Here is a 25781-nt window from a genome sequence, read left to right as displayed (position 1 = left end):
GTTGATGAAAAGATTTTTGGTTGCGGCGGTGTTCCTCGGCGCCATCAGTGTGCCCGCGATGGCGATCGATCTGCCCGCGGAGATCGCCAAGCGGGGCAGCATCAAGGTGGCGCTGGTGCCGAACTATCCGCCGATGGAGTTCCGCGATCCCGCGACCAACGCGCTGTCCGGCTTCGACATCGATCTCGGCGAAGCCATCGGCCGCAAGCTCGGCGTCAAGATCGAATGGACCGAGACGAGCTTTGCCGAGTTCATGCCGTCGATCTCGACCGGGCGCGTGGACGCCATCCTGTCCGGCTTCACCGACTATGCCAGCCGGCACGAGATCGCGTCCTTCGTCGATTATCTGCGCAGCGGTCCGCAGTTCTTCGTGCAGCAGTCGCGCAAGGCGGAGTTCAAGGACGCCGCAGCGCTCTGCGGCAAGAAGGTCGGCGCCAGCCGTCGCACCATGTTCCCGGCGCAGATCGCGGCGTGGAGCGAGAAAAATTGCGGCAGCAGTCCGATTCAGTTCGTCGGCACCGACGGCTCGGCCGACGCCCGCACCCAACTGAGGCAAGGCCGCATCGATGCCGCGGCCCAGGGCAACGAGACGCTGCCCTACATCATGGACCTCGAGCCCGGCACCTATGCAACGGTGGGCGAGCCCATCGCACAGCAATTCACCGGCATCGCCCTGCCGGTCAAGGAAAAGGCCTTGCAGCAGGCGATGCTGGAGGCGGTCGAGGCGCTGATCGCGGACGGCACCTATCGTACCTTGCTTGCCAAGTGGAAACTCACCGACAACGGATTAGAGAAGGCGACCATCAATGCTGGACAGTAAGGCACTCCAGAGCATCCCCCTTGTCCCGGCCAACACCGCAGATCCCGCGCCGGACTATCCCTGGCCAAAGCCGTACACCTCGGCGATGTTCCTGTCGTTCGACGTAGACGCCGAGAGCGCGTGGACCAGCAAGGACGCAGTGCACGCCCAGCGGCTCATCACCATGAGCTATGGCGGCTATGAGGCCCGCGTCGGCACGCCAAAACTGCTGGAGCTGCTCGACCAGCTCGATCTGAAAGCGACCTTCTTTGTCACGGGATGGTCGGTCGATGCGCATCCCGCGATGGCCGAGTCCATCCTTAAGGCCGGTCACGAGATCGGACATCACGGCTATCATCATCTCCTGCCCGATCCCGGCGATCCCTGGATCGAGGAGGAGCTGGAGCGCGGTTTCGAGGCGCTCAAGCGCCGGCTCGGCGTCAAGCCAACCGGCTATCGCGCGCCGTACGGCGAGTTCACCGAGGAGCTGCGCGTCGCGCTGGTGCGCCACGGCATCGTCTACACCTCCTCGTTCCGCGACGACGTCAGGCCCTATCGCCATCGTCTCGCCGACGGCAAGCCCGGCACGATCGAGCTGCCGGTCACCGCGAGCTATGACGACTGGATGCACGGCCTCTCCGCCCGCTTCAGCCCGCGCTCGATCTTCCCCAAGGAACATGTGCTCTCGATCTGGAAGGACGAGCTCGACGAGGTCCGCGACTGGGGCGCGATGGTGACGACGGTGCTGCATCCGCAATGCAGCGGCCGTCCGATGCGGCTGCGGCTGCTGCGCGAGTTCCTGACTTACGCAAAGTCGTGCCCGGACGTCTGGATCACCACCGGCGAGAAGATCGCGGAGAACTTCCTGCGCCACGAGGCCGGTAACCGCTAGGGAGCGCCATGACCCGCATCCTCGTCATCAACCCGAACTCCTCGGCGTCGGTAACGGCGGCGATCGACGAGGCGGTCGCGCCGCTGCGGATCGCCGGCGGGCCTGACATCGAGGTGGTCGGCCTCGCCGAGGGGCCGCCGGGCATCAGCTCGCAGCGCGATGCCGACAGCGTCGTCATGCCGCTGGTGAATCGCGTCGCGCGCGAGGATGCCGATGCCTTCGTGCTCGCCTGCTTCAGCGATCCCGGCCTGCATGCGGTGCGCGAGGCGGCCGGCGGTCGTCCCGTGATGGGCATCGCCGAATGCGGCATCTTTCGCGCGCTGATGCTGGGTGAACGTTTTGGCATCATCGCGCTGTCGCCCTCGAGCATCCGGCGCCAGCAACGGATGGTGCGGCTGATGGGCGTCGACGGCCGCTATGCCGGAAGCTGGTCGGTCGGCGCGAGCGCAGCCGAGACCGCAGCTGCAGATATCCGGGGACGGTTGATCGACGCCGGCCGCGCCCTGGTCACGCAATGCCGCGCCGATGTCGTGGTGATGGGCTGCGCCGGCATGGCCTCGCACCGCACGGCAATTGCGGAGGCGATTGGCGTGCCCGTGGTCGAGCCGACGCAGCACGCGGTCGCCGCTGCGATCGGTGCGGTCTTGCTCAACACGTAGAGCGCAATTATGGGACCCCGCTTTGTGACATCGCTCTGGCCGCGCGCTCGCTGCAACCTCTCCCGCTTGCGGGGGAGGTCGACGCGCGAAGCGCGGCGGGTGGGGGCTCTTTCCTCTCGGGGTCATCGCCTGCGGAGACACCCCCACCCCAGCCCTCCCCCGCAAGCGGGAGAGGGAGCACACCGCGGCCGCGGCTGCATGTCACCGCACTCAGGAGCCTCTCGTAATGTCTATCTCCCGCCGTTCGCTCCTTAGGGCTGCCGCAGCCATGCCGGCGCTGTCGCTGCCGGGTATCGTTCGTGCCGAATCCCAATCCACGCTGCGCTTCATCCCCGTGATCGACCTCGCCTTCGTCGATCCCATCTACTCGACTGCGCAGGTGTCACGGAACCATGGCTTCATGGTCTACGACACACTCTATGGCATGAGCGCCTCGCTCCAGGTTTCGCCGCAGATGCTGTCGGGCCACATCATCTCCGGTGATGGGCTGCAATGGGACCTCAGCTTGCGCGACGGCCTGTTCTGGCACGATGGCGAACGCGTGCTCGCGCGCGACTGCGTGGCGAGCATCCGCCGCTGGGCTGCACGCGATGGTTTTGGCGGTGAGCTGATGGAGGCGACCGACGAGCTGTCCGCCGCCGACGACCGCATCATTCGCTTCCGTCTCAAGCGTCCGTTCCCGCTGCTGCCGCAGGCGCTCGGCAAGGCCGCAATCAATGCCTGCTTCATGATGCCGGAGCGGCTGGCGAGCCAGGATCCGTTCAAGCCGCTGACCGAGGTGATCGGCAGCGGCCCGTTCCGCTATCTCGCCGACGAGCGCGTGCAGGGCGCGCGCAACGCCTACGCCAAATTCGAGCGCTACCAGCCGCGCACCGACGGCAAGCCGGATTGGACCGCGGGTCCGAAGATCGTGCACTATGATCGCGTGGTCTGGACCACCACGCCCGATGCCGGCACCGGCGTTGCCGCGCTGCAGACCGGCGAGCAGGACTGGCAGGAGACCACGCCGCACGATCTGTTGCCGGTGATCAAGGCCGCCGGTGACATCGAGACGCGCGTTCTCGATCCCAGGGGTTACGCCTGCATGCTGCGCCTCAATCACCTGCAGCCTCCGTTCGACAATCCAGCCATCCGCCGCGCACTGCTGGGTGCGATCGACCAGTCCGCGTTCATGACGGCAGTGGCCGGCGTCGATCCCGCCTTCCAAGTCTCGCCGATCGGCTACTTCGCGCCTGGTACCCCGATGGCGAGCGAGGTCGGGCTCGATGTGTTCCGCGGGCCCCGCGACTACGCCAAGGTGAAGGCCGATCTGAAGGCGGCCGGTTATAATGGCGAGAAGATCGTGGTACTCGTGCCCACCAACTCGCTGGCGCAGAAGCCGCTCGGCGAGATCGCGGTCGACAGCTTGCGCAAGGCCGGCATGAACGTCGAATATGCCGGGCTCGACTTCGCCGTCGTGTTGCAGCGCCAGCTCAAGAAGGACCCGATCGGGCAGGGCGGCTGGAGTGCGGCGGTCGGCAATTGGCAGGGCATCGACTGGCTCAACCCGGCCGGCAACACCAACATCCGCGGCGAAGGCAAGGTCGCCGGCTGGTATGCGAGCGAGAAGATGGGGCCCTTGCGCAGCCAATGGCTGGCGGCGTCCGAGCTCGCCGAGCAGCAGCGCATCTGCCGCCAGGTCCAGGCGGTCGCGTTCGAGGAGATTCCCTACATCCCAATCGGCCTGTACAAGCAGCCGACCGCCTATCGCAAGGCCATCACCGGCATTCTCGACGGCACCGCCGTGTTCTGGAACGTACGCCCCGCATGAGCACCATCGCAATCTTCGGCAGCTATGTGCTGTCACGGAAAGACGGCGCGCAGGATGTGCTGCGCGACCATTGGGTCCTGATCGAAGGCAAGAAGATCGCCGCGGTCACGCGCGACAAGCCGCGCGCGGATGAGGTCTACGACCGCCCGGGCCGCTTCGTGCTGCCGGGCCTGCTCAATCTGCACAATCACTGTTTTAGCGAGGCGGTAGCGCGCAGCCACACCGAGGACGGCAACGGCCGCAAGAACAACCAGAGCATCGTCTACACGGTGCTGTTGCCGCTGACCAAGCGTGGCGCCGATATCCTGTCGGCGGAAGAACGTATGGCGGTGGCGCGGCTCGGCATCCTCCAGCTGCTCAAGGGTGGCGCCACCACGGTGATGGAGCCGTTCCGCAATTCGATCCCTGAAATGTTCGACGCCGCCGAGGAGATGGGCATCCGCTTCTACGGCGCGCCCTATCTGTTCTCGACGTCCGATGCCAAGGCTGGCCCGGACGGTGTGGTCCAGTATTCCGGCGATGACGGCGCCGCGGACATGGCGACGTGGGATGCGCTCTACCAGCGCTGGAACAAGCGCGGCGACGGTCGCATCGGCCTCGCCATGAGCCCGCACGCCACCGACACCTGCGGCCCCGATCTCCTGAAAGCCTGCGCCGCGCGAGCGCGCGAGCTCGGCGTGCCCATCACGACGCATATGGCGCAGAGCCGCGCCGAGGTCGAGACCATCGGCACGCGCTATGGCGGCCGCACGCCGGCGGAGTATCTGGATTGGCTCGGCCTGCTCGCGCCCGACCTGATGGCCGCGCATTGCATGCTCAGCAGCGACGACGATCTCAAGTTGATGGCCGCGCGCGGCATGACCGTGCTGAACTGCCCGCGCGTGTTCGCGCGCGCCGGCGTCACCGCGGCCTTCAGCCGGTTCGCCGAGCATGGCGTGCGCACCGTGGTCGGCACCGACGGCTACAACATGGATCTGCTCGGCGAGCTCAATGCGGCGTCACTGATCTCCAAGATCACGTCGCAGCGCGCCGATGTCGCCAATTCGCCCGAGTTGATCGAAGCGAACACGACTGTCGCCGCCGACGTCATCAGGCGGCCTGATCTCGGCCGGATCGAGCCGGGCGCGACCGCCGATCTCACCGTCGTCGATCTCACCCATCCGCATCTCCAGCCGCTGTTCGATCCCCGCCGCGCGCTGATCGCGCTCGCCAACCGCGCCAATATCGATCAGGTCGTGGTCGATGGCCGCGTGCTGATCGATGCCGGCCGCTATCTCGGCGCCGACGAAGCAGCGATCACCGCAGCAGGCAGCGCCGCGATCGGCAAGATCTGGGATCTGCCGGAAGCGCAGGCGGCATTCAACGGCTGACGGCCGCTTCCAGAGCCACAAAAAAGGTGCGTTCCCTCTCCCGCTTGCGGGGGAGGGCCGGGGTGGGGGCTCTCTCCATGCGGGGACACTCCCGATGAGGAGGGAGTCCCCACCCGGCCTTCGCCTCGGCGTCTCCTAAGAGACGGCCGCCATAGGCGGCCTACGCCTCCCCCGCAAGCGGGAGAGGTTGCCAGCGAGTCTGTGGCTGCATCGTTCCGACCCATGCCCTAGCCCTCGAACTCCATCAATTTCTTGCGCATGGTCTCCACCAGATCCAGCGCCACCGGCGACGGACTGCGCTGTGCGGGAAATACCGCCGAGAATTCGAAGTCGATGCGCGGCAGGAAGCGCCGCACGACGACGCCGCGCGTGGCAAATTCCTGCGCGGTGAAGGGATCGCAGATCGAGACCCCGAGCCCGGATGACACCATCCCGCACATGATCTCCGACAGCGTGGTCTCCACCCGCAGCACGCGGCGGACGTCGCTGCGGTGAAAGACCTGGTCGACGAGGTGTCGGCTCGACGATCCCGCCGACAGCGAGATGAACGTCTCACCCTCGAAATCGCGTGGCTCCAGCACTTCTTTCTCCGCGAGGCGATGTCCGGTCGGCAGCACCGCGACGCGCGCCAGCGCCGGCAGCCGCAGGCTCGGCAGGCCGGAATGGGCAATCGGCACCTCGGCAAAGCCGATGTCGCATTGATTGTTCAAAACCCAGTCGACCACGATCGGCGAAATCACTCCGAAGAAGGCCAGGTTGAGGTTGGGCCGTTCCATCAGGAAATGCCCGGCAAGCCGCGGCAGATAGCCGTTCGCCAGCGCCGGCAGCGCGGCGATGCGCAGCGAGCCGGTGCGGCGTCCCCGGATTTCTTCGGCTGCAGCCGTGATGCGTTCGAGACCGACGAAGGACCGTTCGACCTCGGTGTAGAGCGCCATTGCCGCGGCGGTCGGCACGAGGCCGGTGCCGCGCCGCTCGAACAGCTCCATCTTCAACAGCGCCTGAAAGTCGCGCAGCAACCGGCTGACAGCCGGCTGCGTCACCACCATCAGCTTCGCGGCCTCGGTGACGCTGCCGGTCAACATCGTCGCGCGGAAGGCCTCCACCTGCCGCGAATTGATCCGCGCCATGCCGAACATCCATAACATTTAGGCATACAGAGGTTGCCATTATTCATTGGACGATGGAAGTATAGGTTGCGATCTTTTTCATCAGGACTGGAGACAGCCCGCTTTTTCGGCAGATTGGAGGGGTTCAAGCCTCCAGATCGCGCCAAAACCCGCCGAATGGGCGCCGGAGCCCTGTTTGGAGCGGGATTGCGCGGAAGGAAATGCGGAAGAGGCTTCAGCCAGCGAGACTCGTCGGCACGTCACCTCATTCCGGTATGGAGATCGGTCCACATGAAGACTCTTCGCCTTCTGACCGCGGTCAGCATCGCAGCGCTCATTGCCGCCCCCTCAGTCGCTTCGGCCCAGCAAAAGACGCTCTACGTCGCCGGCTATGGCGGCTCGTTCGAGAAGACGATCCGCGATGAGGTGATCCCTGCCTTCGAGAAGGAGAACGGCGTCAAGGTCGAATACGTTGCCGGCAACTCCACCGACACGCTGGCAAAACTCCAGGCGCAGAAGGGCAATCAGCAGATCGACGTCGCCATCGTCGATGACGGCCCGATGTACCAGGCGATCCAGCTCGGCTTCTGCGGCAAGCTCGACGGCCTGCCGGCCGATCTCTACGACACCGCGCGCTTCAAGGACGATCGCGCGGTTGCGATCGGCATCGTCGCGACCGGGCTGATGTACAACACCAAGGTGTTCAAGGAGAAAGGCTGGGCGCCGCCGACCTCCTGGAACGACCTGAAGGACACGAAATACGCCAAGCAGCTCGTGATCCCACCGATCAACAACACCTACGGTTTGGAAGCCCTGGTGATGCTGTCGAAGATGAACGGCGGCGGCGAGACCAATGTCGATTCCGGCTTCAAGATCTTCAAGGAACAGATCAATCCGAACGTGCTCGCCTACGAGCCGTCGCCGGGCAAGATGACCGAGCTGTTCCAGTCCGGCCAGGCCGTGATCGCGGTGTGGGGCACCGGCCGCGTGCAGAGCTTTGCCAACACCGGCTTCCCTGTCGACTTCGTCTACCCGAAGGAAGGTGCCGCGACGCTGCTGACGACCGCCTGTCCGATCACCAAGCCCAACGCCTCGCCGCTGGCAGCAAGCTTCGTCAAGATGCTGCTCGACCCCAAGATCCAGCTCGTGATGCTGAAGGATTACGGCTACGGCCCGGTGCTGAAGTCGCTGGTGATCCCGCCCGAGCTCGGAAAGATGGCGCCGATCGGCGAGCGTGCGGCCAAGCTCTATAATCCGGACTGGACCGTCATCAACGAGAAGCGCGAGGAGTGGACCAAGCGCTGGAACCGCGAGGTCGAGCGTTGACCTGATCGTCGCAGCGGAGACAGCGTATGGCCTATCTCGAGCTCGATCGGGTCGCCAAGCAATTCGGGGCGCAGACTGTAGTCGACGACTTCAGTCTCGCCGTGAGGAAGGGGGAGTTCATCTCCTTCCTCGGCCCTTCCGGCTGCGGCAAGACCACGACGTTGCAGATGATCGCGGGTTTCCTCGATCCCACGCGCGGCGCCATCCGCCTCGAGGGCAAGGACCTGACCGCGATCCATCCGGCCAAGCGCGGGCTCGGTATCGTGTTCCAGAGCTACGCGCTGTTTCCGCACATGACGGCGGCGGAGAACGTCGCCTTCGGTCTCGAGATGCGCAACGTGCCGCGCGCTGAACGAGCCGAGCGCGTTCGTGCCGCGCTCGCGATGGTCGGCCTCGCCGGCTTTGAGGACCGTCATCCCCGCCGCATGTCCGGCGGCCAGCAGCAGCGCGTGGCACTCGCCCGCGCGCTGGTGATCAAGCCGAGCGTGCTGCTGCTCGACGAGCCGCTGTCCAACCTCGACGCAAAACTGCGCGAGGAGATGCAGATCGAGCTGCGCCAGATCCAGCGCACTATCGGCACCACGACGATTCTCGTCACGCACGACCAGAACGAGGCGATGTCGTTGTCCGACCGCATCGTGGTGATGAGCCAGGGCAAGATCGAGCAGATCGGCACGCCGCAGGAGACCTATGAGAAGCCGGCCTCGGCTTTCGTCTCGCAGTTCCTGGGCAAGACCAACGATTTTGCCGCGGCGGTCGATCGGACCGCCACGCCAGCGCGGGTGACGGCGGGCTCCTGGAGTGCGCCGGCACCGGCGGGCCTCAGCGGCCCCGTCACTGTCAGCATCCGTCCTGAAAGAATCGGCTTCGGCGATGCCGGCCTCAGCGCAAAGATCGTCACGCGCATCTTCCAGGGCAATCACTGGCTGTTCCAGTGCGACAGCGAATGCGGCCCCGCGATCGTGATCCGCCAGAATGACGGCAAGGCGCAGCCGGCCGAAGGCGAGGCGGTTCGCCTCGCCTGGCGACCCGAGGACATGAGTGTGCGCGCGAGGGCCCTCGCATGAGCGCGGTCGCCGAGGAGCGCAGCGCGCGTGCGCCGTGGGCGCTGACGGCGCCCGCCCTGATGCTGTTCGTCGGCGTGCTGCTGATTCCGCTGGCGATGACGGTGATGCTGTCGTTCCACGATTGGGGCCAATACAAGGGCATCGAGCCGGTCTTCATCCTCAAGAACTGGCACGAGATCGCGACCGACCCCTATTACGCCGAGATGTTCTGGCGCACCTTTCGCATCGCGATCCTGACCACGCTGCTCACCGCGCTGCTCGGGGCGCCCGAAGCCTACATCCTCAATCGCATGAGCGGGCGCTGGAAGAGCTTCTTCCTGCTTGTCATTCTCGGACCGCTCTTGATCTCCGTGGTGGCGCGCACGCTGGGCTGGGCGCTGTTGTTCGGCGGCAACAACGGCCTCGTCAACAAGCTCCTGATGTCGCTTGGGGTGATGCGTTCCCCAATTCCCTTCATGTTTACCGAGACGGGCATGATCATTGCGCTCGCCCATGTGATGATGCCGTTCATGGTGCTGTCGGTGTGGGCTGCGCTGCAGCGGCTTGATCCGCAGATCGAGAATGCCGCGATGTCGCTCGGTGCGGGTCCCGCCACCATCATCCGGCGGATCATCATGCCGCAGATCATGCCGGGTGTGCTGTCGGGTGCGATCATCGTGTTTTCGCTCTCGGCCAGCGCGTTTGCAACGCCCGCAATCATCGGCGGCCGCCGGCTCAAGGTCGCGGCGACGCTCGCCTATGACGAATTTCTCAACACGCTGAACTGGCCGCTGGGTGCGGCGGTCGCCACGCTCCTGCTGGTCGCGCTGGTGCTGATCGTCGTCGGCAGCAACGCGCTGATCGAGCGGCGCTATGCCGAGGTGTTCCGATGAGACGGAACGGCCCGCTGGCGCTGATCTTCCATACCTTCTTCGTCATCGTCATGGTGGCGCCGATCCTGGTGGTCTGCCTCGTGGCTTTCACGCCAGAAGGCTTCCTGTCACTGCCGACCAACGGCTTCTCGCTGCGCTGGTTCAAGACGATCGCGAACTATCCCGAATTCATCCACGCCTTCTGGGTCAGCCTTGGCCTCGGTGCGCTATCATCATTCGTCGCGCTGCTGTTCGCGGTGCCGGCGGCATTGGCGATCGCGCGCTATCGATTCCGCGGCCGTGATGCGCTGGCCGCGCTGTTCCTCTCGCCGCTGATGATCCCGCATGTCGTGCTCGGCATCGCCTTCCTGCGCTTCTTCACCTCGGCCGGCCTCGGCGGCAGTTTTGCCGCGCTGATCATCGCGCATGTCATCATCGTGTTTCCGTTCGCGCTGCGGCTGACGCTTGCGGCCGCGACAGGCATGGACCGCACCGTCGAGATAGCGGCGGTCTCGCTCGGCGCCGGCGGCTGGACGCTGTTTCGCCGCGTGACCCTGCCGTTGATCCTGCCCGGCGTCATCAGCGGCTGGGCGCTCGCCTTCATCCAGTCCTTCGACGATCTCACCATGACCGTCTTCCTTGCAGCACCCGGCACCGAGACGCTGCCGGTGCGCATGTTCCTTTATATCCAGGACAACATCGATCCGCTGGTGACGTCGGTCTCGGCCTGCGTGATCGCTGTGACCATGACCGCTCTCATTCTGCTTGACCGCTTCTACGGGCTCGACCGCGTGCTCGCCGGCAAAGGCGATACGGGGCGATAGGAGAACTTATGCAAACGGATTACGACGTCGCCGTCATCGGCGGCGGGTTGCTCGGCTCCGCGATTGCCTGGGGCCTCGGCCGGCTCGGCAAGAAGGTTGCCGTGCTCGACGAAGGCGACATCACCAAGCGCGCCTCGCGTGCGAACTTTGCGCTGGTCTGGGTGCAGAGCAAGGGCCTCGGCATGCCCGCCTATACGGTCTGGACCGTGCAGGCGTCGCAGGCTTGGGGCCGGCTTGCTTCCGAGCTGAAGCAACAGACCGGCCTTGATGTCTCGCTTCAGCAGAATGGCGGCTTTCACCTCACGCTCGGCGAGGACGAGTTCGGCCAGCGAACCGAGCTGGTCAAGCGGATGCACAACCAGGCCGGTGCTGCCGACTACAAGATGGAGATGCTCTCCGCATCCGAGGTGAAGAAGTCGCTGCCGCTGATCGGACCGGAGGTTTCCGGTGGCAGCTATTGCCCGCTCGACGGCCACGTCAATTCGCTGCGCACGTTCCGCGCCTTCCACACCGGCTTCAGGGCATTCGGCATCGACTATTTCCCGGAGCGTCCGGTCTCAGCGATCAGCAAGAGCGGCGGCGAATTCCGCCTGACCACGCCGCAGGGCGAGCTGCGCGCCGCCAAGATCGTGCTCGCCGCCGGTAATGCCAACCAGACGCTGGCGCCGATGGTCGGCCTCTACGCGCCGATGGGCCCGACCCGCGGCCAGATCGTGGTGACCGAGCGCACCATGCCGTTCCTGCCGCATCCCCTCACCACGATCCGCCAGACCGACGAAGGCACGGTGATGATCGGCGACAGCAAGGAAGACGAGCTCGACGATCGCGCGCTGAAGCATTCGATCAGCGCCGTGATGACCGATCGCGCGCAGCGCATGTTCCCGCATCTGTCGCGGCTCAACGTGGTCAGGAGCTGGGCCGGCATCCGCGTCATGCCGCAGGACGGTTTTCCGATCTATGACCAGTCGGAGACGCATCCCGGCGCATTCGTCGCCTGCTGCCATTCCGGCGTGACGCTGGCCTCCAACCATGCCTTCGAGATCGCGCGCATGGTCGCACAGGGCGCGCTCGAGCCGGAGCTGGTTGGTGCGTTCTCCGCCAGCCGGTTCGGCGACGCGGGGGCTGCGAACAACAGCGGCTATTAGAGAATTTTAAGGAGCCACGAGGCATCCCATGTTTAAGAGATCCGAACAGGACAAACGTCCGCAGGTGCAGATCCTCGTCGATGGCGTTGCCGTTGCCGCGCGCCAGGGCGACACCGTCTCTGCCGCGCTGCTGGCCTCCGGCTTGGACGCGCGGCGTTCGACTGCGGTGAGCGGCGCGCCGCGTCTGCCCTATTGCATGATGGGCGTCTGCTTCGACTGCCTCGTCACCATCGACGGTGTCGGCAACCGCCAGGGCTGCCTCGTGCCTGTCGCCGAGGGCATGCAGATCGAGATTCAGAAGGGCAAGCGGGAGATCGGAAAATGACTGTGGCTCCCAAACGCGAAGCCTATGATGTCGTGGTGATCGGCGCCGGGCCAGCGGGCCTTGCTGCCGCTGCGACCTCCGCCGAAGCCGGCCTCTCGACGTTGCTGCTCGACGAGAACATCGGCCCGGGCGGCCAGGTGTTCCGCGCAATTTCGTCCACACCGGTGACCGATCGCAATCAACTCGGCGCCGATTATTGGGTCGGTGCCGATCTCGTGCAGGCGCTGCGTACGACCAGCGCCGAGGTCATCCATCGTGCCACGGTCTGGAGCCTGGACCGCAACCTCGAGATCGCCGTCTCGGTCGGCGGCGCGTCCGCCTTCGTCAAGGCGCAGCGCGTGATCCTTGCGACCGGCGCACTGGAGCGGCCGTTTCCGATTCCCGGCTGGACGCTGCCGGGCGTGATGACCGCGGGTGCGGCGCAGACCATGCTGAAATCATCGGCGCTGGTGCCTGATGGCCGCACGGTGATCGCAGGGCAGGGGCCGCTGCTGTGGCTGCTCGCCGCGCAGATCCTGCGCCTCGGCGGCCGCATCGACCGCATCCTCGACACCACCGAGCGCGGCAATTACTTCGCAGCGCTGCCGCACGCCTTCGCCTTCCTGACCTCACCCTATTTCACCAAGGGCCTCGCGATGATGCGCGAGGTGAAGGCGAAGGTGCAGGTCGTCTCCGGCGTCACGGAGCTCTCGGCGGCTGGCGAGGGCCAGCTCGCCAGCGTCAGCTATGTTGCCGGCGGCAAGCGCGACACCATTCCCGCGGATTTGCTGCTGCTGCATCAGGGCGTCGTGCCCAACGTCAACCTCGCGATGTCCGCCGGTGTCGAGCATCGCTGGGACGATCTGCAACTCTGCTGGTCGCCGGTGCTGGACGCGAGCGGCAATTCGTCGGTCGCCGGCATTGCGATCGCCGGCGACGGCGCCGGCATTGGCGGTGCCAATGCCGCCGTGGTGCGCGGACGCATCGCGGCGCGCGCGGCAGTCGAAGCGTTGGTACCCGCGGCTGCCGCAAAACTTCCGTCGATGACAGCGTTGCGTACCGATCTCGCCAGGGCCGAGCGCGGCCGCGTCTTCCTCGACACGCTGTTCCGCCCGGCGCCGCAGTTCCGGATTCCCTCGGGCGACACCATCGTCTGTCGCTGCGAAGAGGTGACCGCAAAGGACGTCCTCGATTCCGTCGCGATCGGCGCGACCGGGCCGAACCAGCTTAAGGCCTATCGCCGCACCGGCATGGGTCCGTGCCAGGGTCGGCTCTGCGGCCTCACCGTCACCGAGCTGATGGCGCAGGCGCGCGGCAAGACTCCGCAGGAGATCGGCTATTACCGGCTGCGCGCGCCGGTGAAGCCGATCACGCTCGCCGAGCTCGCGGCCGTTCCGAAGAGCGAGGCTGACGTCAAGGCGGTGGTGCGCGGATGACAAGATGCGTGGATGCGATCGTCGTCGGCGGCGGCATCCACGGATGCTCCACCGCGCTGCATTTGTGCCTCGCCGGCCTCAAGCCGGTGCTGATCGAGAAGGATTATGCCGGACGCCACGCCTCCGGCGTCAATGCTGGCGGCGTCCGCCAGCTCGCGCGACACATCCCGGAGATTCCGCTTTCGATCCGCTCGATGGGAATCTGGGAGAAGATCAGGGATCTGCTCGACGACGATTGCAGCTTCGAGAGCCACGGCCAGGTGCTGGTCGCCGAGAACGAGGAGGAGCTCAGCGTTTGCCGCGCGCGCGTGGCCGAACTCAATGCGCTCGGCTTCACCCACGAAGAACTGATCGACGCGACTGAATTGCGCCGGCTGGTGCCGGCGGTGGCTGAAAGCTGTCCCGGCGGCGTGGTCTCACGCCGCGACGGTGCCGCCAATCCGGCGCAGACGACGACGGCGTTCCGCCGCAGGGCCGGACAGCTCGGCGCGACCGTGCGCGAGGGCGTCGCCGCCAGCAACATCCGCTACAGCGATGGGCTCTGGCACGTCGATGTCGGCACCGAAACCTTTGCTGCGCCGGTGCTGGTCAACGCCGCCGGCGCCTGGGCCGGCAAGATCGCGGCTGCGCTCGGCGAGCCCGTGCCGGTCGAGACCGTGGCGCCGATGCTGATGATCACCTCGCGCGTGCCGCACTTCATCGACCCCGTCGTGATCCTGCGTGGGCGAAAGTTGTCCTTCAAGCAGTTCTCCAACGGCACGGTGCTGATCGGCGGCGGCCATCTGGCAACGCCTGATCAGGATCGCAACGAGACGGTGCTGGACTGGAAGAGCCTCGCCATCAGCGCCCGCACCGTGTTCGAGCTGTTCCCGGTGATGCGCAGCGCCACGATCGTCCGCGCCTGGGCCGGGATCGAAGCGAAGATGAAGGACGATATTCCCGTGTTCGGGCCGAGCAGCCGTCACAAGGGGCTCTATCACCAGTTCGGCTTCTCGCTGCACGGCTTTCAGCTCGGCCCCGGCGCCGGCGCTGTCATGGCCGAGCTGATCGTCAACGGCGGCACCCAGACCCGCGTCGGTGATCTCGGCATCGACCGCTTCCATCCCACTACGCTCTAGCAACAAGAGGACATCATGAGCATCAACCGCAGCATCCGCACGCCCATCATGCACCGGGTCGTCGAGGCCAACGGCTTCGTCTTCCTCGGCGGCACCATTGCCGACGACACCTCGGTCTCGATGGGTGACCAGACTCGCAACATCCTCGGCAAGATCGCCGGCTATCTGAAGGAAGCCGGCACCGACAAGAGCCGCGTCGTCAGCGCCTCGATCTTCGTCACGGATCTCTCCAAGAAGAAGGAGATGGACGCGGCCTGGACCGAATTCTTCGGCGACAATCTGCCGACCCGCGCCACGGTCGGCGTTGCCGATCTCGGCGGCAGCGCGCTGATCGAGGTGGTGGTCACCGCACTGAAGGGCTGAACGCGACAGGGACGTCGGCGCTCTCCGGCGCCGGCGTCCCTCGCGCGGTGCCTTGATCTCGCCCTTGGAAGGTAATACTTAGAGGCTCCCTCAATCAGGACATTCGAGAGCCATGGATTTTACCCCGACCGCAAAGCCCATCCGCCTTGCTCACGGGGAATTCCATGCCTGCTTCAATCATCCTGTCGAATCTGTCGCTGTCCACGCCTGACGGCCGTTCTCTCTTTTCCAACCTCGATCTGACGTTCGGCGCCGAGCGGACCGGCCTCGTCGGCCGCAATGGCGTCGGGAAAACCACGCTGCTTGCATCGATCTCCGGGGAGCACCGTCCCCCCGCGGGACATGTCGCCGTCACCGGATCCGTTGGCTTGCTGCGCCAGGATGTCCAGCTCTCAGCGGGCGCGACGGTGGCCGATCTGTTCGGAGCGCGGGATCAACTCGCGTTGCTTCGCCAGGCTGAGCGCGGCGAAGCTTCGGCCGACGACCTCGCCGAGGTCGATTGGACTCTCGAAGCGCGCTTGCAAGTCGCCCTTGCACGTCTCGGGTTCGATCTCGCTCCCGAGACCGAACTGGAGCGGCTGTCCGGCGGCCAGATCACGCGGGTTCGGCTCGCCGCATTGGTCTTTGCCGAGCCGGACTTCCTGCTGCTGGACGAGCCAACCAACAATCTTGACCAGGACGGCCGCAAAGCGGTGATCGATCTCCTCGCGGCCTGGCGCGGCGGCGCGATCGTCGTCAGCCACGATCGGCGCCTGCTCGACACGATGGACGCGATTGTCGAGCTGACGTCGCTCGGAGCCACGCGATACGGCGGCAATTGGAGCCGTTACCGCGAACAGAAAGCCGTCGAGCTCGCTGCCGTCAGGCACGACCTCGCGCATGCCGAGAGACGGCTATTCGAGATCGACGGCAAGGCGCAGGAGGCCGCGGAGAAGAAAGCGCGCAAGGACAGCGGCGGCAGGAAGAAGCGTGCCAAGGGCGACATGCCGCGCATCCTGGCCGGGGCGCGCAAGGATCGCAGCGAGGATACCGGCGGCAAGACCGCACAAATCGCCGAGCGGCAGCGCGCGGAGGCGCTTCAAGCCGTCGACGAGGCGCGCCGGCGCGTCGAAATTCTTCAGCCGCTCTCCGTCAAGCTGCCCGCGACCGGCCTGCCGGCCGGCAGGGAGGTGCTTTGGCTCGACGGCGTCAGCGCCGGCTACCGGCCGGAGCAACCGGTCCTGCGCGATCTCTCATTCGCCGTCGTCGGTCCGGAGCGCGTCGCGCTGGTCGGGCCCAACGGCTCCGGCAAGACGACACTGCTGAAGCTGATCGCGGGCGAGCTGCGTCCGCTCTCGGGCACCCTGCGGGTCAGGCCGGATTTCGCGCTGTTCGATCAGAAGGTCAGCCTGCTCGATCCCGCGTTCTCCATCCTGGACAATTTTCGGCGCCTCAATCCGAAGGCGGGCGCGAACGAATGCCATGCCGCGCTGGCGCGGTTCATGTTTCGCGCCGACGCCGCCTTACAGGCAGCCGGAAGCCTCAGTGGCGGGCAAATGTTTCGGGCGGGCCTCGCTTGCGTGCTGGGCGGGTCATCGCCGCCGTCGCTGCTGATCCTGGATGAGCCGACCAATCATCTCGACATCGAGTCCATCGAAGCGGTCGAAGCAGGCTTGATGGCCTATGACGGCGCGCTGCTCGTCGTCAGTCATGATGAAGCGTTCTTGCAGGCGATCGGGGTCACGCGACGGCTCGATCTCGCCGCCAAGGTCCTGCGCACTCATGGCGGGATCGTCTGATCCCGCCCGGCGGTCCTGATATGGCAGTGATTTTCAAAAACCCGACGCCCTGCCCCCAGCGCGTCGGGTGGAAAAAATGAGTATCAATCCGTGATCCCAACGCAACTGTTGTGACGCGTCCCGCAGCAATTGACCACTCCGGGAAACTACCGCGTCGGAATCGCGCTGAGCCGGCCGGTTTGCAACCTACGATGCTGCACTCCCGCCGGGCTCGAGCGCTTCGCCGATCTCGAGCGGATGGGCCATGGTCTCGTGCAGCGCCTCGCGATCGAGCTCGCCTTCGGAGATGCTGATGACCACGCAGGCGACGCCGTTGCCGATCAGATTGGTCAGCGCGCGGCATTCGCTCATGAACTTGTCGATGCCGACCAGGATCGCGATCGACTGGATCGGGATGTCAGGCACGATCGAGAGCGTCGCGGCGAGCGTGATGAAGCCCGCTCCGGTCACGCCCGAGGCGCCCTTCGAGGTGATCATGGCGATGCCGAGGATGCCGAGCTCCTGCCAGATGGTCAGATGCGTGTTGGTCGCCTGCGCCAGAAACAGCGTCGCCAGCGTCATGTAGATGTTGGTGCCGTCGAGGTTGAAGCTGTAGCCGGTCGGAATCACGAGGCCGACCACCGAGCGCGAGGCGCCGAGATGCTCCATCTTCTGGATCATCTGCGGCAGCACCGTCTCGGAGGACGAGGTGCCGAGCACGATCAGCAGCTCGTCCTTGATGTAGGCGATGAAGCGGAGGATCGAGAAGCCGGCGAGCCGCGCGATCGCCCCTAACACCACGAGCACGAACAGCATGCTGGTGAGATAGAACGTGCCGATCAGGGCGGCGAGATTGAGCAGCGAGCCGAGCCCGTAGGCGCCGACCGTGAACGCCATCGCGCCGAAAGCGCCGATCGGCGCCACGCGCACGATGATGCGGATGATGCCGAAGAACATCTTTGCGGCCTTGTCGATCGCGTCCGCAATGGGCTCGCCGGCTTTGCCGAGGAAGGCGATGGCGAAGCCGGACAGGATCGAGATCAGCAGCACCTGCAAAAGGTCGCCGCGCGCGATCGCGCCCAAATAGCTGTCGGGGATGATCGCCATCAGATGGGCGACGATGCCCTCTTCCTTGGCTTTGGTGACGTAGGTGGCCACCGAGTTCGGATCGATCGTGGCGGGATCGATGTTGAAGCCGTGCCCGGGCTGGAGAATCTCGCCGACCAGGAGGCCGACCGCGAGCGCGACGGTCGAGACCGTCTCGAAATAGATCAGCGACTTCAATCCGACCCGGCCGACCCTCTTGAGATCGCCCATCGAGGAGATGCCGTGCACCACGGTGCAGAAGATCACCGGCGCGATCATCATCTTGATCAGCGCGATGAAGCCGTCGCCGAGCGGCTTCAAGGCCTTGCCGAGATCGGGGTAGAAATAGCCGATCAGCACGCCGAGCACGATTGCGATCAGCACCTGCACGTAGAGGATCTTGTACCAGGGCTGATGCCGGCGATGGATGGCTGGCTGGATCGCGACTTGTGTCATAGAGTGGCCCCGGAACGCATTGATTTTGCGTGATTTCGATCTTGCATGGCTTGCATCATGTGATGGTCGCCGCAGAAGCGACAATCACATTTTTGTCTGTTCGCACGAAGATCGGTCGCTGCAGCGCAACTGGGGGGAACATGTCGACTTCATCAGGCTCCGGCCGGCAACAGCAAGGCTATTTCCCGCGTTGGACGTTGAAGACCTCAGGCGTGATCATGCCGGAGGAGCGGCTGTCATGGGGCCAGACCATCGTCTCCGGTCTCCAGCACTGCGTCGCGATGTCGGGCTCGACGATCATCGCGCCGCTGCTGATGGGCTTCGATCCCAATGTCGCCGTCCTGTTCTCCGGCATCGGCACGCTGATCTTCTTCGTCATCGTCGCCGGGCGCGTGCCGAGCTATCTCGGCTCGAGCTTCGCGTTCATCGCCGTCGTCATCGCCGCCACCGGCTATACCGGACAGGGGGCGAATCCCAATATTTCGATCGCGCTCGGCGGCATCGTCGGAGCCGGAGTGCTCTATGGTGTGATCGCGCTGATCGTGATGTGGTCGGGGGTCGGCTGGATCGAGCGGTTGCTGCCGCCGGCCGTCACCGGTGCTGTGGTCGCGGCGATCGGACTCAACCTCGCGCCCGTGGCGGTCAAGGCGGTGAGCGCGAATGCGTTCGACACCGGAATCGGTCTCGCGACCGTCCTGATCATCGGCGTGGTTGCCGTTGCAGCTCCAGGCCTGTGGCGCCGCCTACCGATCATCCTCGGTGCGATCGGCGGATATCTTCTGTACCTGCTGTTCGCCAACGGCCTCGGTTTCGGCAAGCCGATCGACTTCGCGCAACTCTCAGCCGCGGCATGGTTCGGCATGCCGAGCTTCACCACGCCGACATTCCAGGCCGATGCGATCTTCCTGATCGCGCCGGTTGCGATCATTCTCGTCGCCGAGAATCTCGGTCACATCAAGGCCGTCGGCGCCATGACGGGCCGGAGTCTCGATGCCTATCTCGGCCGCGCCCTGTTCGCCGACAGCTTGGCTACCATCGTGGCGGCCTGCGGCGGCGGCACCGGCGTCACCACCTATGCCGAAAACATCGGCGTGATGGCGGCGACGAAGGTCTATTCGACATTGCTGTTTGCCTTCGCCGCCATCGTGTCGATCCTGCTCGGCTTCTCGCCGAAATTCGGCGCGCTGATCCTGTCGATCCCGGGGCCCGTCATTGGCGGCCTCTCGATCGTGCTGTTCGGGCTGATTGCGGCGATGGCCGGCCGGATCTGGGTCGAGAACAAGGTCGACTTCGCCAACCCTGCAAACCTGATCACCGTCGCTGTGGCGCTGACCGCCGGTGCGGGCGACCTCACGCTCAAATTCGGCGCGTTCACGATCGGCGGGATCGGCACCGCAACTTTTGGCGCCATCATCCTCTATCAGATCCTGACCTCGCCGCTGGCGCGGCGCGCGGAATGAATCCCAGGGATGCACGAAAGGGGATGGAACAAAACGCGCCGTCCGTCGATGATGAGCATCCCCGGAGAAAATCCATGCCGCAAACCGATCGCTCGACCTCCTTTCCCTCGCGCCTGGTTGGCCAATACGCCCTGGTGACCGGCGCCTCGCAAGGCATTGGCCGCGCCGTCGCCATCCGGCTCGCCCAGGAAGGCGCAACCGTCGCCATCAATTATTTCGAGCATGATGAGCGGGCGGAGGAGACGCTCGCGCTCGCGCGGGCCGCTTCGAGTGATCGCGGCCACGGCGCGCCCGATCACTGCATCGTCAAGGCCAATGTCGCCGACGAGCAAGAGATTGCTGCGATGTTCGAGGCGATCCTTTCGCGCTGGAAACGTCTCGATTGTCTCGTCAATAACGCCGGCTTCCAGAAGGAATCGCCGAGCGAGGCGCTCGACATCGAGACCTATCGCCGGATCATCGACGTCAATCTCAACGGCGCCGTGCTCTGCGCGCAGAAGGCGCTCGCGCATTTCGTGGCGCGCGGGGGAGGGGGCTCCATCATCAACTGCTCGAGCGTGCACCAGATCATCCCGAAACCCGGCTATCTCGCTTATTCGATCAGCAAGGGCGGCATGGCCAATCTGACGCGCACGCTGGCGCTGGAATTCGCCGGCCGCGGCATTCGCGTCAACGCGGTCGGGCCTGGCGCGATCGACACGCCGATCAACGCGGCCTGGACCGGCGATCCCGAAAAGCGCGGCGTCGTCACCAGCCACATTCCCATGGGGCGTGTCGGCACGCCGGAGGAGATCGCTGCCGTGTTCGCCTTCCTCGCGTCCGATGATGCGAGCTACATCACCGGGCAGACCCTCTACGCTTGCGGAGGCCTGACGCTATTCCCCGAGTTTCGCGAGAACTGGGCGAGTTGATCTCGGTTTGGGACTGCGAGGATGGCGGTTGGTCCGGGTAGGGGTCTGCGGCGCCGTGTGCTATCGACCGTGGACGACGCTGCCGCTATTGGCAAGCGTCGACACATGAAGGGCTCGTGACCACAAGCATCAACATCAATGCCTACAGCGACGCGCTGGTGGTCCTCGGCACGGCCGGTGTCGTGGTGCCGATCGTCCGCCATTGGGGCATCAATCCCGTGCTGGGCTATCTCGGCGCCGGCGCCATTCTCGGTCCGCTCGGGCTCGGCTCGCTCGTCAAGGACATTCCGTTCCTGTACTGGGTCACCGTCGCGGACGCGCAGAACGTCGAGGGTATCGCCAATCTCGGCATTGTATTCCTGCTGTTCCTGATCGGGCTTGAGCTGTCTTTCAGGCGGCTCGTCACGATGCGACGCCTGGTGTTCGGGCTTGGCGGCCTGCAGGTGCTGGCGACGTCCGCCATTATTTTTGGCGCGGCGCTTCTCACCGGGCAGAGCTCGGATACGGCCGTCATCCTCGGCGCGAGCCTTGCGCTGTCCTCGACGGCGATCGTGCTCGAGCTTTTGTCCACTGAGAAACGACTTGCGACCACTGCCGGCCGCGCGACCTTCTCGGTGCTGCTGGCCCAGGACCTCGCAGTCGTTCCCATTCTGGTTTTCGTCTCGGTGCTCGGCGCCGGCAGCGGCGACTCGGTCTTGACGCACATCTCCAGCGCAATGCTGAAGGCCGCGCTGGCCGTCGCTGTCCTCACTCTGCTCGGGCGGCTGCTGATGCGGCCGCTGTTCCAGATGGTGGCTGGCACCCATTCGACGGAATTGTTCGTCGCCGCGACCTTGTTCGTCATCGTCGGCGCAGGGATTGCCGCGCACCAGGCAGGCCTGTCGATGGCGCTCGGAGCATTCGTTGCGGGACTGATGCTGGCGGAAACGGAGTATGGCAAGGCCATCGAGGCCACCGTCGAGCCGTTCAAGGGCCTGCTGCTGGGCATCTTCTTCTTCACGGTCGGCATGGCCATCGACTTCCGCGTGTTCATGCGCGAGCCTGGTTGGCTGCTGGCCGCGGTCATCGGCATTCTCGTCGGCAAGGCGATCGTGCTCATCCTCCTCGGCCGGCTGTTCAAGCTGTCCTGGGCGACGGCGGTCGAGATCGGCTTCCTGCTGGGTCCCGTCGGTGAATTCGCGTTCGTCAGCATCGGGATGGCGGTGGCCGGCGGTCTGATCGAGCCTCGCGTGTCGAGCTTTGCCGTCGCCGTCACCGCGGTGACGATGGCCTTGACGCCGCTCTTGAGCATGCTCGGACGCCGACTGGCCGCGAAGCTGGGTCCTGAGCGCTCGCCCGATCCCGAACTGGCGGTTCGGCCGCCCGGCGACCGGGCGCAGGCCATCGTGGTCGGCTACGGCCGCGTTGGAAAGGTCGTCTGTTCGCTGCTCACCAGCCACGGCCTGAACTACATCGCGGTCGATCACGAGGCCGTCGCCGTGGCGCGCGACCGCCGCGACGGCCACAAGGTCTATTTTGGTGACGCGACGGAACCGGGTTTCCTCGAAGCTTGCGGCCTGATGCAGACGACCGGTGTGATCATTACCATCCAGTCGCGGCCGGCGATCGATGCTGTCGTCGAGCGGATCCGGGCGGTGCGGCCGGATGTGCTGATCGTTTCACGTGCGCGGGACGCCGACCATGCCCGCCACCTCTATGCGATCGGCGCAACCGATGCGGTGCCGGAAACCATCGAGGCAAGCCTGCAGCTTTCCGAAGCCGCACTGGTCGGCCTCGGAGTTGCGGTCGGGCATGCGATAGCCTCGGTGCACGAGAAGCGGGATGAATTCCGGCTGACGCTGCAGCAAGCCGCCCGCGTTGCCGGACAAGAGAAAGCGCGTCCGCTCGATCTCACCGGCCGCCAATCCCCGCGATAGCCGCCCATCCGGGGTCGCTATGCGCCGCGGACTGCGATGATCTGGCAAAACCGGCCCGCGCAGACTACATCTGCGCCATGGCAAACGCTCCACGGGCAAGCTCCCCGCTCCAGGATTTCGTCGGCCGGCACGAAAAGCTGTTCGTGCTGACCGGCGCCGGCTGCAGCACCAATTCGGGCATTCCCGATTATCGCGACAGCAACGGCGACTGGAAGCGGACCCAGCCGGTCAACTTCCAGTCCTTCATGTCGGACGAGCATACGCGGCGGCGCTATTGGGCGCGCAGCCTGATCGGCTGGCGGCGGTTCGGCCAGGCTCGCCCGAACGATGCGCATCACGCGCTGGCCCGGCTCGAGGCCAACGGCCGGTGCGGGATGCTGCTGACCCAGAATGTCGACCGGCTGCATCAGTCCGCCGGCCATAGGCAGGTGATCGACCTGCACGGCCGGCTCGACCTGGTTCGCTGTATGGACTGCGGCCGCAAGACGCCGCGCGATGAGTTTCAGCACGCGCTTGGTCGCGCGAATGCGGCATGGCTGACGCTCGATGCGGCCGATGCACCCGATGGCGACGCTGATCTGGAGCACGAGGATTTTTCGTCCTTCCAGGTGTCTCCTTGCGAAGCCTGCGGCGGCATCCTCAAGCCCGACGTCGTGTTCTTCGGCGAGAACGTCCCCCGCGACATCGTCGCCACTGCAAAGGATCATCTGGCGCAGGCTGATGCCATGCTCGTCGTCGGATCCTCGCTGATGGTCTATTCCGGCTTCCGCTTCGTGCAGGCTGCCGCGCAGCGCAATATTCCGATTGCGGCGGTCAATCTCGGACGCACCCGCGCCGACGATCTCCTGACGCTGAAGGTCGAGGAGCGCTGCGAGGCGGCGCTTGCATTCCTGCTCTGATCGCGCCAGCGCCGAACACGTCTTGCCTATTGCATAGGTGCCAAGCAGAATGGCCGGGCGCGGCGTTGTCCTCGTCGTCCATGGCACGGAAATTGCTGCGCTTTCGACCCCAGTCTTGACGATCAGCGCGGAGAATTTGGAATGCTTGAGGGAGCCGAGGTGCGGCTTGCCGTTGATATCGGTGGCACGTTCACCGACATCGTGCTGGACGTGGGTCAGGATCGCAGGACGCGCAAGGTGCTGACGACGCCGCAGCGGCCCGAGCAGGCGGTGCTGGATGGGATGCGCCTCATTCTCGCCGATGCGCGCGCGCATATCAGCGACATCGACGTCTTCATTCACGGCACCACGCTGGCGACCAACGCCATCATCGAGCGCCGCGGTGCCAAGACGGCCCTGATCGCGACCGAAGGCTTTCGCGACGTGCTCGATATCGGCACCGAAAGCCGCTACGACCAATATGATCTCGGAATCGACAAGCCGAGGCCGCTGGCGCCGCGCGGTTTGCGTTTCACCGTGCCCGAGCGCGTCGACGCCCACGGCGCGGTCCGTCTCCCGCTCGACGAAGCGTCGGTGCGTGCACTCGCGCCGAAATTGCGTGAGCTGGGCGTCGCGAGCGTTGCGATCGCTTTCCTGCACTCCTATGCCAATCCCGAGCACGAGCGACGTGCGGCCGCGATCCTGGCCGAGGAGATGCCAGGCATCTCCGTGACGGTGTCCTCGGCCGTTTGCCCGGAGATCCGCGAGTATGAGCGCACATCGACAGCGGTCGCGAACGCCTATGTGCAACCCTTGATCGACGGTTATCTCGCCCGCATGGCCGACGCCTTGCAGGTCGAGCAGTTCCGCGGCGCCATCTATCTCGTCACGTCAGGTGGCGGCGTCACCTCGATCGAGACGGCACGGCGCTTTCCGGTGCGCCTCGTCGAGTCCGGGCCTGCCGGCGGCGCAATCTTCGCGGCGCAGATCGCGGCGCGTCTTGGCGAGAGCAAGGTCTTGTCCTTCGATATGGGCGGCACCACGGCAAAGATCTGCCTGATCGAAAAGTACCAGCCCGAGACCTCGCGCGTGTTCGAGGTCGATCGCGCCGCGCGTTTCCTCAAAGGCTCCGGCTTGCCGGTGCGTATTCCCGTGATCGAGATGGTCGAGATTGGCGCCGGCGGCGGCTCGATCGCCCATGTCGATGCGATGAAGCGCGTCACCGTCGGGCCCGAGAGTGCCTCGTCCGAGCCGGGGCCGGCCTGCTACGGCCGCGGCGGCCAGCGTCCCGCGGTGACCGACGCCGACGTAGCGCTCGGCATGATCGATCCCGACGCCTTTGCGGGCGGCACGATCAAGCTCGATCCGGAGCTTTCGAAGAAGGCATTGCTGAGCAGCGTCGGCGAACCGCTCGGCCTGTCGGCGGAAACCGCCGCCTATGCCGTTCACGAGGTCGTCTGCGAAAACATGGCGAGCGCGGCGCGCGTGCACGCGGTCGAGCGCGGCGCGGTGGTCGGCCAGCACACGCTGATCGCCTTCGGCGGCGCGGCGCCGCTGCATGCGGCGCGCGTTGCTGAGAAGATCGGCGTCTCTCGCGTGATCGTGCCGTCCAATGCCGGCGTCGGCTCGGCGGTCGGCTTTTTGGCCGCGCCCATCGCCTATGAGCTGGTGCGCAGCCGTCACGTCCGGCTGGACGATTTCGACACCAAGGCGGTGTCGGATCTCCTGCAGGAGATGGTGACCGAGGCGCGTGCGCTGGTCGAGCCTGGTGCTGCCGGCGCGCCGGTGCGCGAGCGACGTGCCGCCTTCATGCGCTATGTCGGCCAGGGCCATGAGATCTCGGTCGAGCTGCCGAACCGGCGGCTGACCGCGGCCGACCTCGCCGGCCTGCGCCAGAAGTTCGAGGCGGACTATTCCGCGATGTTCGAGCGGCCGATTCCGGGCGCTGCCATCGAAGTGCTGAGCTGGTCGGTGCTCGCGACCACCGAGGCGCGCAATCCGCCCACCGTTGCGGCCGTCACGCGCAAGCCCGCAGGGAAGGCTGTCGGCAGCCGCAAATTCTTCGACGGCCGCGCCGGCGAGCTGATCGAGATCCCGCTCTATCGCCGCGAGGACATGGCGCCGGGCGCGACCATCGCAGGCCCGGCCGTGATCGCGGAGGACGAGACCTCCACCTTCGTCTCCACCAGTTTTGACGCCCATATCGACGGTGCCGGCAGCATCGTCATGGAACGAAAGGCGGCCTGA

Annotated in this window: 22 protein-coding genes; 20 read left to right on the top strand and 2 right to left on the bottom strand. The window is 65.6% G+C overall.

All coding sequences use genetic code 11. The annotated features are described in order from the left end of the window. Positions 1–4: 4 nt before the first annotated feature. The 5 genes from GGD61_RS29000 (at position 5) to GGD61_RS28980 (ending at position 5530) form a co-directional block, all read left to right on the top strand. A complete protein-coding gene (locus tag GGD61_RS29000; protein WP_177237042.1) occupies positions 5–820 on the top strand; it encodes an ABC transporter substrate-binding protein in 816 nt (271 codons plus the stop codon). Beyond that, entirely contained in the window at positions 807–1691 is an 885-nt protein-coding gene (locus GGD61_RS28995; RefSeq protein WP_092254564.1) for a polysaccharide deacetylase, read from the top strand. The genes GGD61_RS29000 and GGD61_RS28995 overlap by 14 nt, the downstream gene beginning before the upstream one ends. An 8-nt stretch (positions 1692–1699) precedes the next feature. Next, the gene (locus GGD61_RS28990) at positions 1700–2350 is read left to right on the top strand and encodes an aspartate/glutamate racemase family protein (protein WP_092254567.1); all 651 of its coding nucleotides are present in this window, start codon (positions 1700–1702) and stop codon (positions 2348–2350) included. Between the two features lie 226 nt (positions 2351–2576). Beyond that, on the top strand, positions 2577–4160 hold the full coding sequence (locus tag GGD61_RS28985) for an ABC transporter substrate-binding protein (RefSeq protein ID WP_092254570.1): 1584 nt from the start codon (positions 2577–2579) through the stop codon (positions 4158–4160). Beyond that, positions 4157–5530, top strand: coding sequence for an amidohydrolase family protein (locus GGD61_RS28980; protein WP_092254573.1), 1374 nt, complete (start codon positions 4157–4159; stop codon positions 5528–5530). Before GGD61_RS28985 ends, GGD61_RS28980 begins: the two co-directional genes overlap by 4 nt. A gap of 227 nt (positions 5531–5757) precedes the next feature. Here GGD61_RS28980 and GGD61_RS28975 read toward each other — a convergent pair whose 3' ends face one another. Continuing rightward, positions 5758–6657: a LysR substrate-binding domain-containing protein gene (locus GGD61_RS28975; protein ID WP_092254916.1), complete on the bottom strand. Its 900-nt coding sequence runs from the start codon at positions 6655–6657 to the stop codon at positions 5758–5760. Between the two features lie 270 nt (positions 6658–6927). Here GGD61_RS28975 and GGD61_RS28970 point away from each other — a divergent pair, with 270 nt between their 5' ends. The 10 genes from GGD61_RS28970 (at position 6928) to GGD61_RS28925 (ending at position 16848) form a co-directional block, all read left to right on the top strand. Beyond that, the gene (locus GGD61_RS28970) at positions 6928–7962 is read left to right on the top strand and encodes an ABC transporter substrate-binding protein (RefSeq protein ID WP_092254576.1); all 1035 of its coding nucleotides are present in this window, start codon (positions 6928–6930) and stop codon (positions 7960–7962) included. 26 nt (positions 7963–7988) lie between these two features. Further along, positions 7989–9029 carry an ABC transporter ATP-binding protein gene (locus GGD61_RS28965; RefSeq protein ID WP_092254579.1) on the top strand — a complete coding sequence of 347 codons (1041 nt, stop codon included), beginning with the start codon at positions 7989–7991 and terminating at the stop codon, positions 9027–9029. Beyond that, on the top strand, positions 9026–9901 hold the full coding sequence (locus tag GGD61_RS28960) for an ABC transporter permease (protein ID WP_092254582.1): 876 nt from the start codon (positions 9026–9028) through the stop codon (positions 9899–9901). The genes GGD61_RS28965 and GGD61_RS28960 overlap by 4 nt, the downstream gene beginning before the upstream one ends. Then, positions 9898–10704 carry an ABC transporter permease gene (locus GGD61_RS28955; protein WP_092254585.1) on the top strand — a complete coding sequence of 269 codons (807 nt, stop codon included), beginning with the start codon at positions 9898–9900 and terminating at the stop codon, positions 10702–10704. The genes GGD61_RS28960 and GGD61_RS28955 overlap by 4 nt, the downstream gene beginning before the upstream one ends. Positions 10705–10712: 8 nt before the next feature. Next, on the top strand, positions 10713–11849 hold the full coding sequence (locus GGD61_RS28950; RefSeq protein WP_092254588.1) for an FAD-binding oxidoreductase: 1137 nt from the start codon (positions 10713–10715) through the stop codon (positions 11847–11849). Between the two features lie 28 nt (positions 11850–11877). Then, on the top strand, positions 11878–12174 hold the full coding sequence (locus GGD61_RS28945) for a (2Fe-2S)-binding protein (protein WP_018317731.1): 297 nt from the start codon (positions 11878–11880) through the stop codon (positions 12172–12174). Next, entirely contained in the window at positions 12171–13589 is a 1419-nt protein-coding gene (locus tag GGD61_RS28940) for a (2Fe-2S)-binding protein (protein ID WP_092254592.1), read from the top strand. Before GGD61_RS28945 ends, GGD61_RS28940 begins: the two co-directional genes overlap by 4 nt. Further along, positions 13586–14707, top strand: a complete 1122-nt coding sequence (locus tag GGD61_RS28935) for an FAD-binding oxidoreductase (protein WP_183231689.1) — start codon at positions 13586–13588, stop codon at positions 14705–14707. Before GGD61_RS28940 ends, GGD61_RS28935 begins: the two co-directional genes overlap by 4 nt. A 15-nt stretch (positions 14708–14722) precedes the next feature. Then, positions 14723–15070: a RidA family protein gene (locus GGD61_RS28930; protein ID WP_092254599.1), complete on the top strand. Its 348-nt coding sequence runs from the start codon at positions 14723–14725 to the stop codon at positions 15068–15070. 164 nt (positions 15071–15234) lie between these two features. After that, positions 15235–16848: an ABC-F family ATP-binding cassette domain-containing protein gene (locus tag GGD61_RS28925; protein ID WP_183231688.1), complete on the top strand. Its 1614-nt coding sequence runs from the start codon at positions 15235–15237 to the stop codon at positions 16846–16848. Between the two features lie 186 nt (positions 16849–17034). Here GGD61_RS28925 and GGD61_RS28920 read toward each other — a convergent pair whose 3' ends face one another. Further along, a complete protein-coding gene (locus tag GGD61_RS28920; RefSeq protein ID WP_092254605.1) occupies positions 17035–18369 on the bottom strand; it encodes a dicarboxylate/amino acid:cation symporter in 1335 nt (444 codons plus the stop codon). 140 nt (positions 18370–18509) lie between these two features. Here GGD61_RS28920 and GGD61_RS28915 point away from each other — a divergent pair, with 140 nt between their 5' ends. From GGD61_RS28915 to GGD61_RS28895, 5 genes are all read left to right on the top strand, one after another. Then, positions 18510–19829 carry a solute carrier family 23 protein gene (locus tag GGD61_RS28915; protein WP_092254608.1) on the top strand — a complete coding sequence of 440 codons (1320 nt, stop codon included), beginning with the start codon at positions 18510–18512 and terminating at the stop codon, positions 19827–19829. A 74-nt stretch (positions 19830–19903) separates the two neighbouring features. Further along, positions 19904–20740, top strand: coding sequence for an SDR family oxidoreductase (locus tag GGD61_RS28910; protein WP_092254919.1), 837 nt, complete (start codon positions 19904–19906; stop codon positions 20738–20740). 116 nt (positions 20741–20856) lie between these two features. After that, complete coding sequence (locus GGD61_RS28905; RefSeq protein WP_092254611.1) at positions 20857–22656, top strand: cation:proton antiporter; 1800 nt, start codon at positions 20857–20859, stop codon at positions 22654–22656. A gap of 77 nt (positions 22657–22733) precedes the next feature. After that, the gene (locus GGD61_RS28900; protein ID WP_092254614.1) at positions 22734–23555 is read left to right on the top strand and encodes an NAD-dependent protein deacetylase; all 822 of its coding nucleotides are present in this window, start codon (positions 22734–22736) and stop codon (positions 23553–23555) included. A gap of 141 nt (positions 23556–23696) precedes the next feature. Continuing rightward, positions 23697–25781: a hydantoinase/oxoprolinase family protein gene (locus GGD61_RS28895; protein ID WP_092254618.1), complete on the top strand. Its 2085-nt coding sequence runs from the start codon at positions 23697–23699 to the stop codon at positions 25779–25781.

Origin of the sequence: Bradyrhizobium sp. SBR1B (assembly GCF_014198205.1) — a bacterium.
Classification (GTDB): domain Bacteria; phylum Pseudomonadota; class Alphaproteobacteria; order Rhizobiales; family Xanthobacteraceae; genus Bradyrhizobium.
The sequence above is the reverse complement of the archived record's forward strand: the minus strand, read 5'-3'. Positions and strand labels throughout refer to the sequence as shown.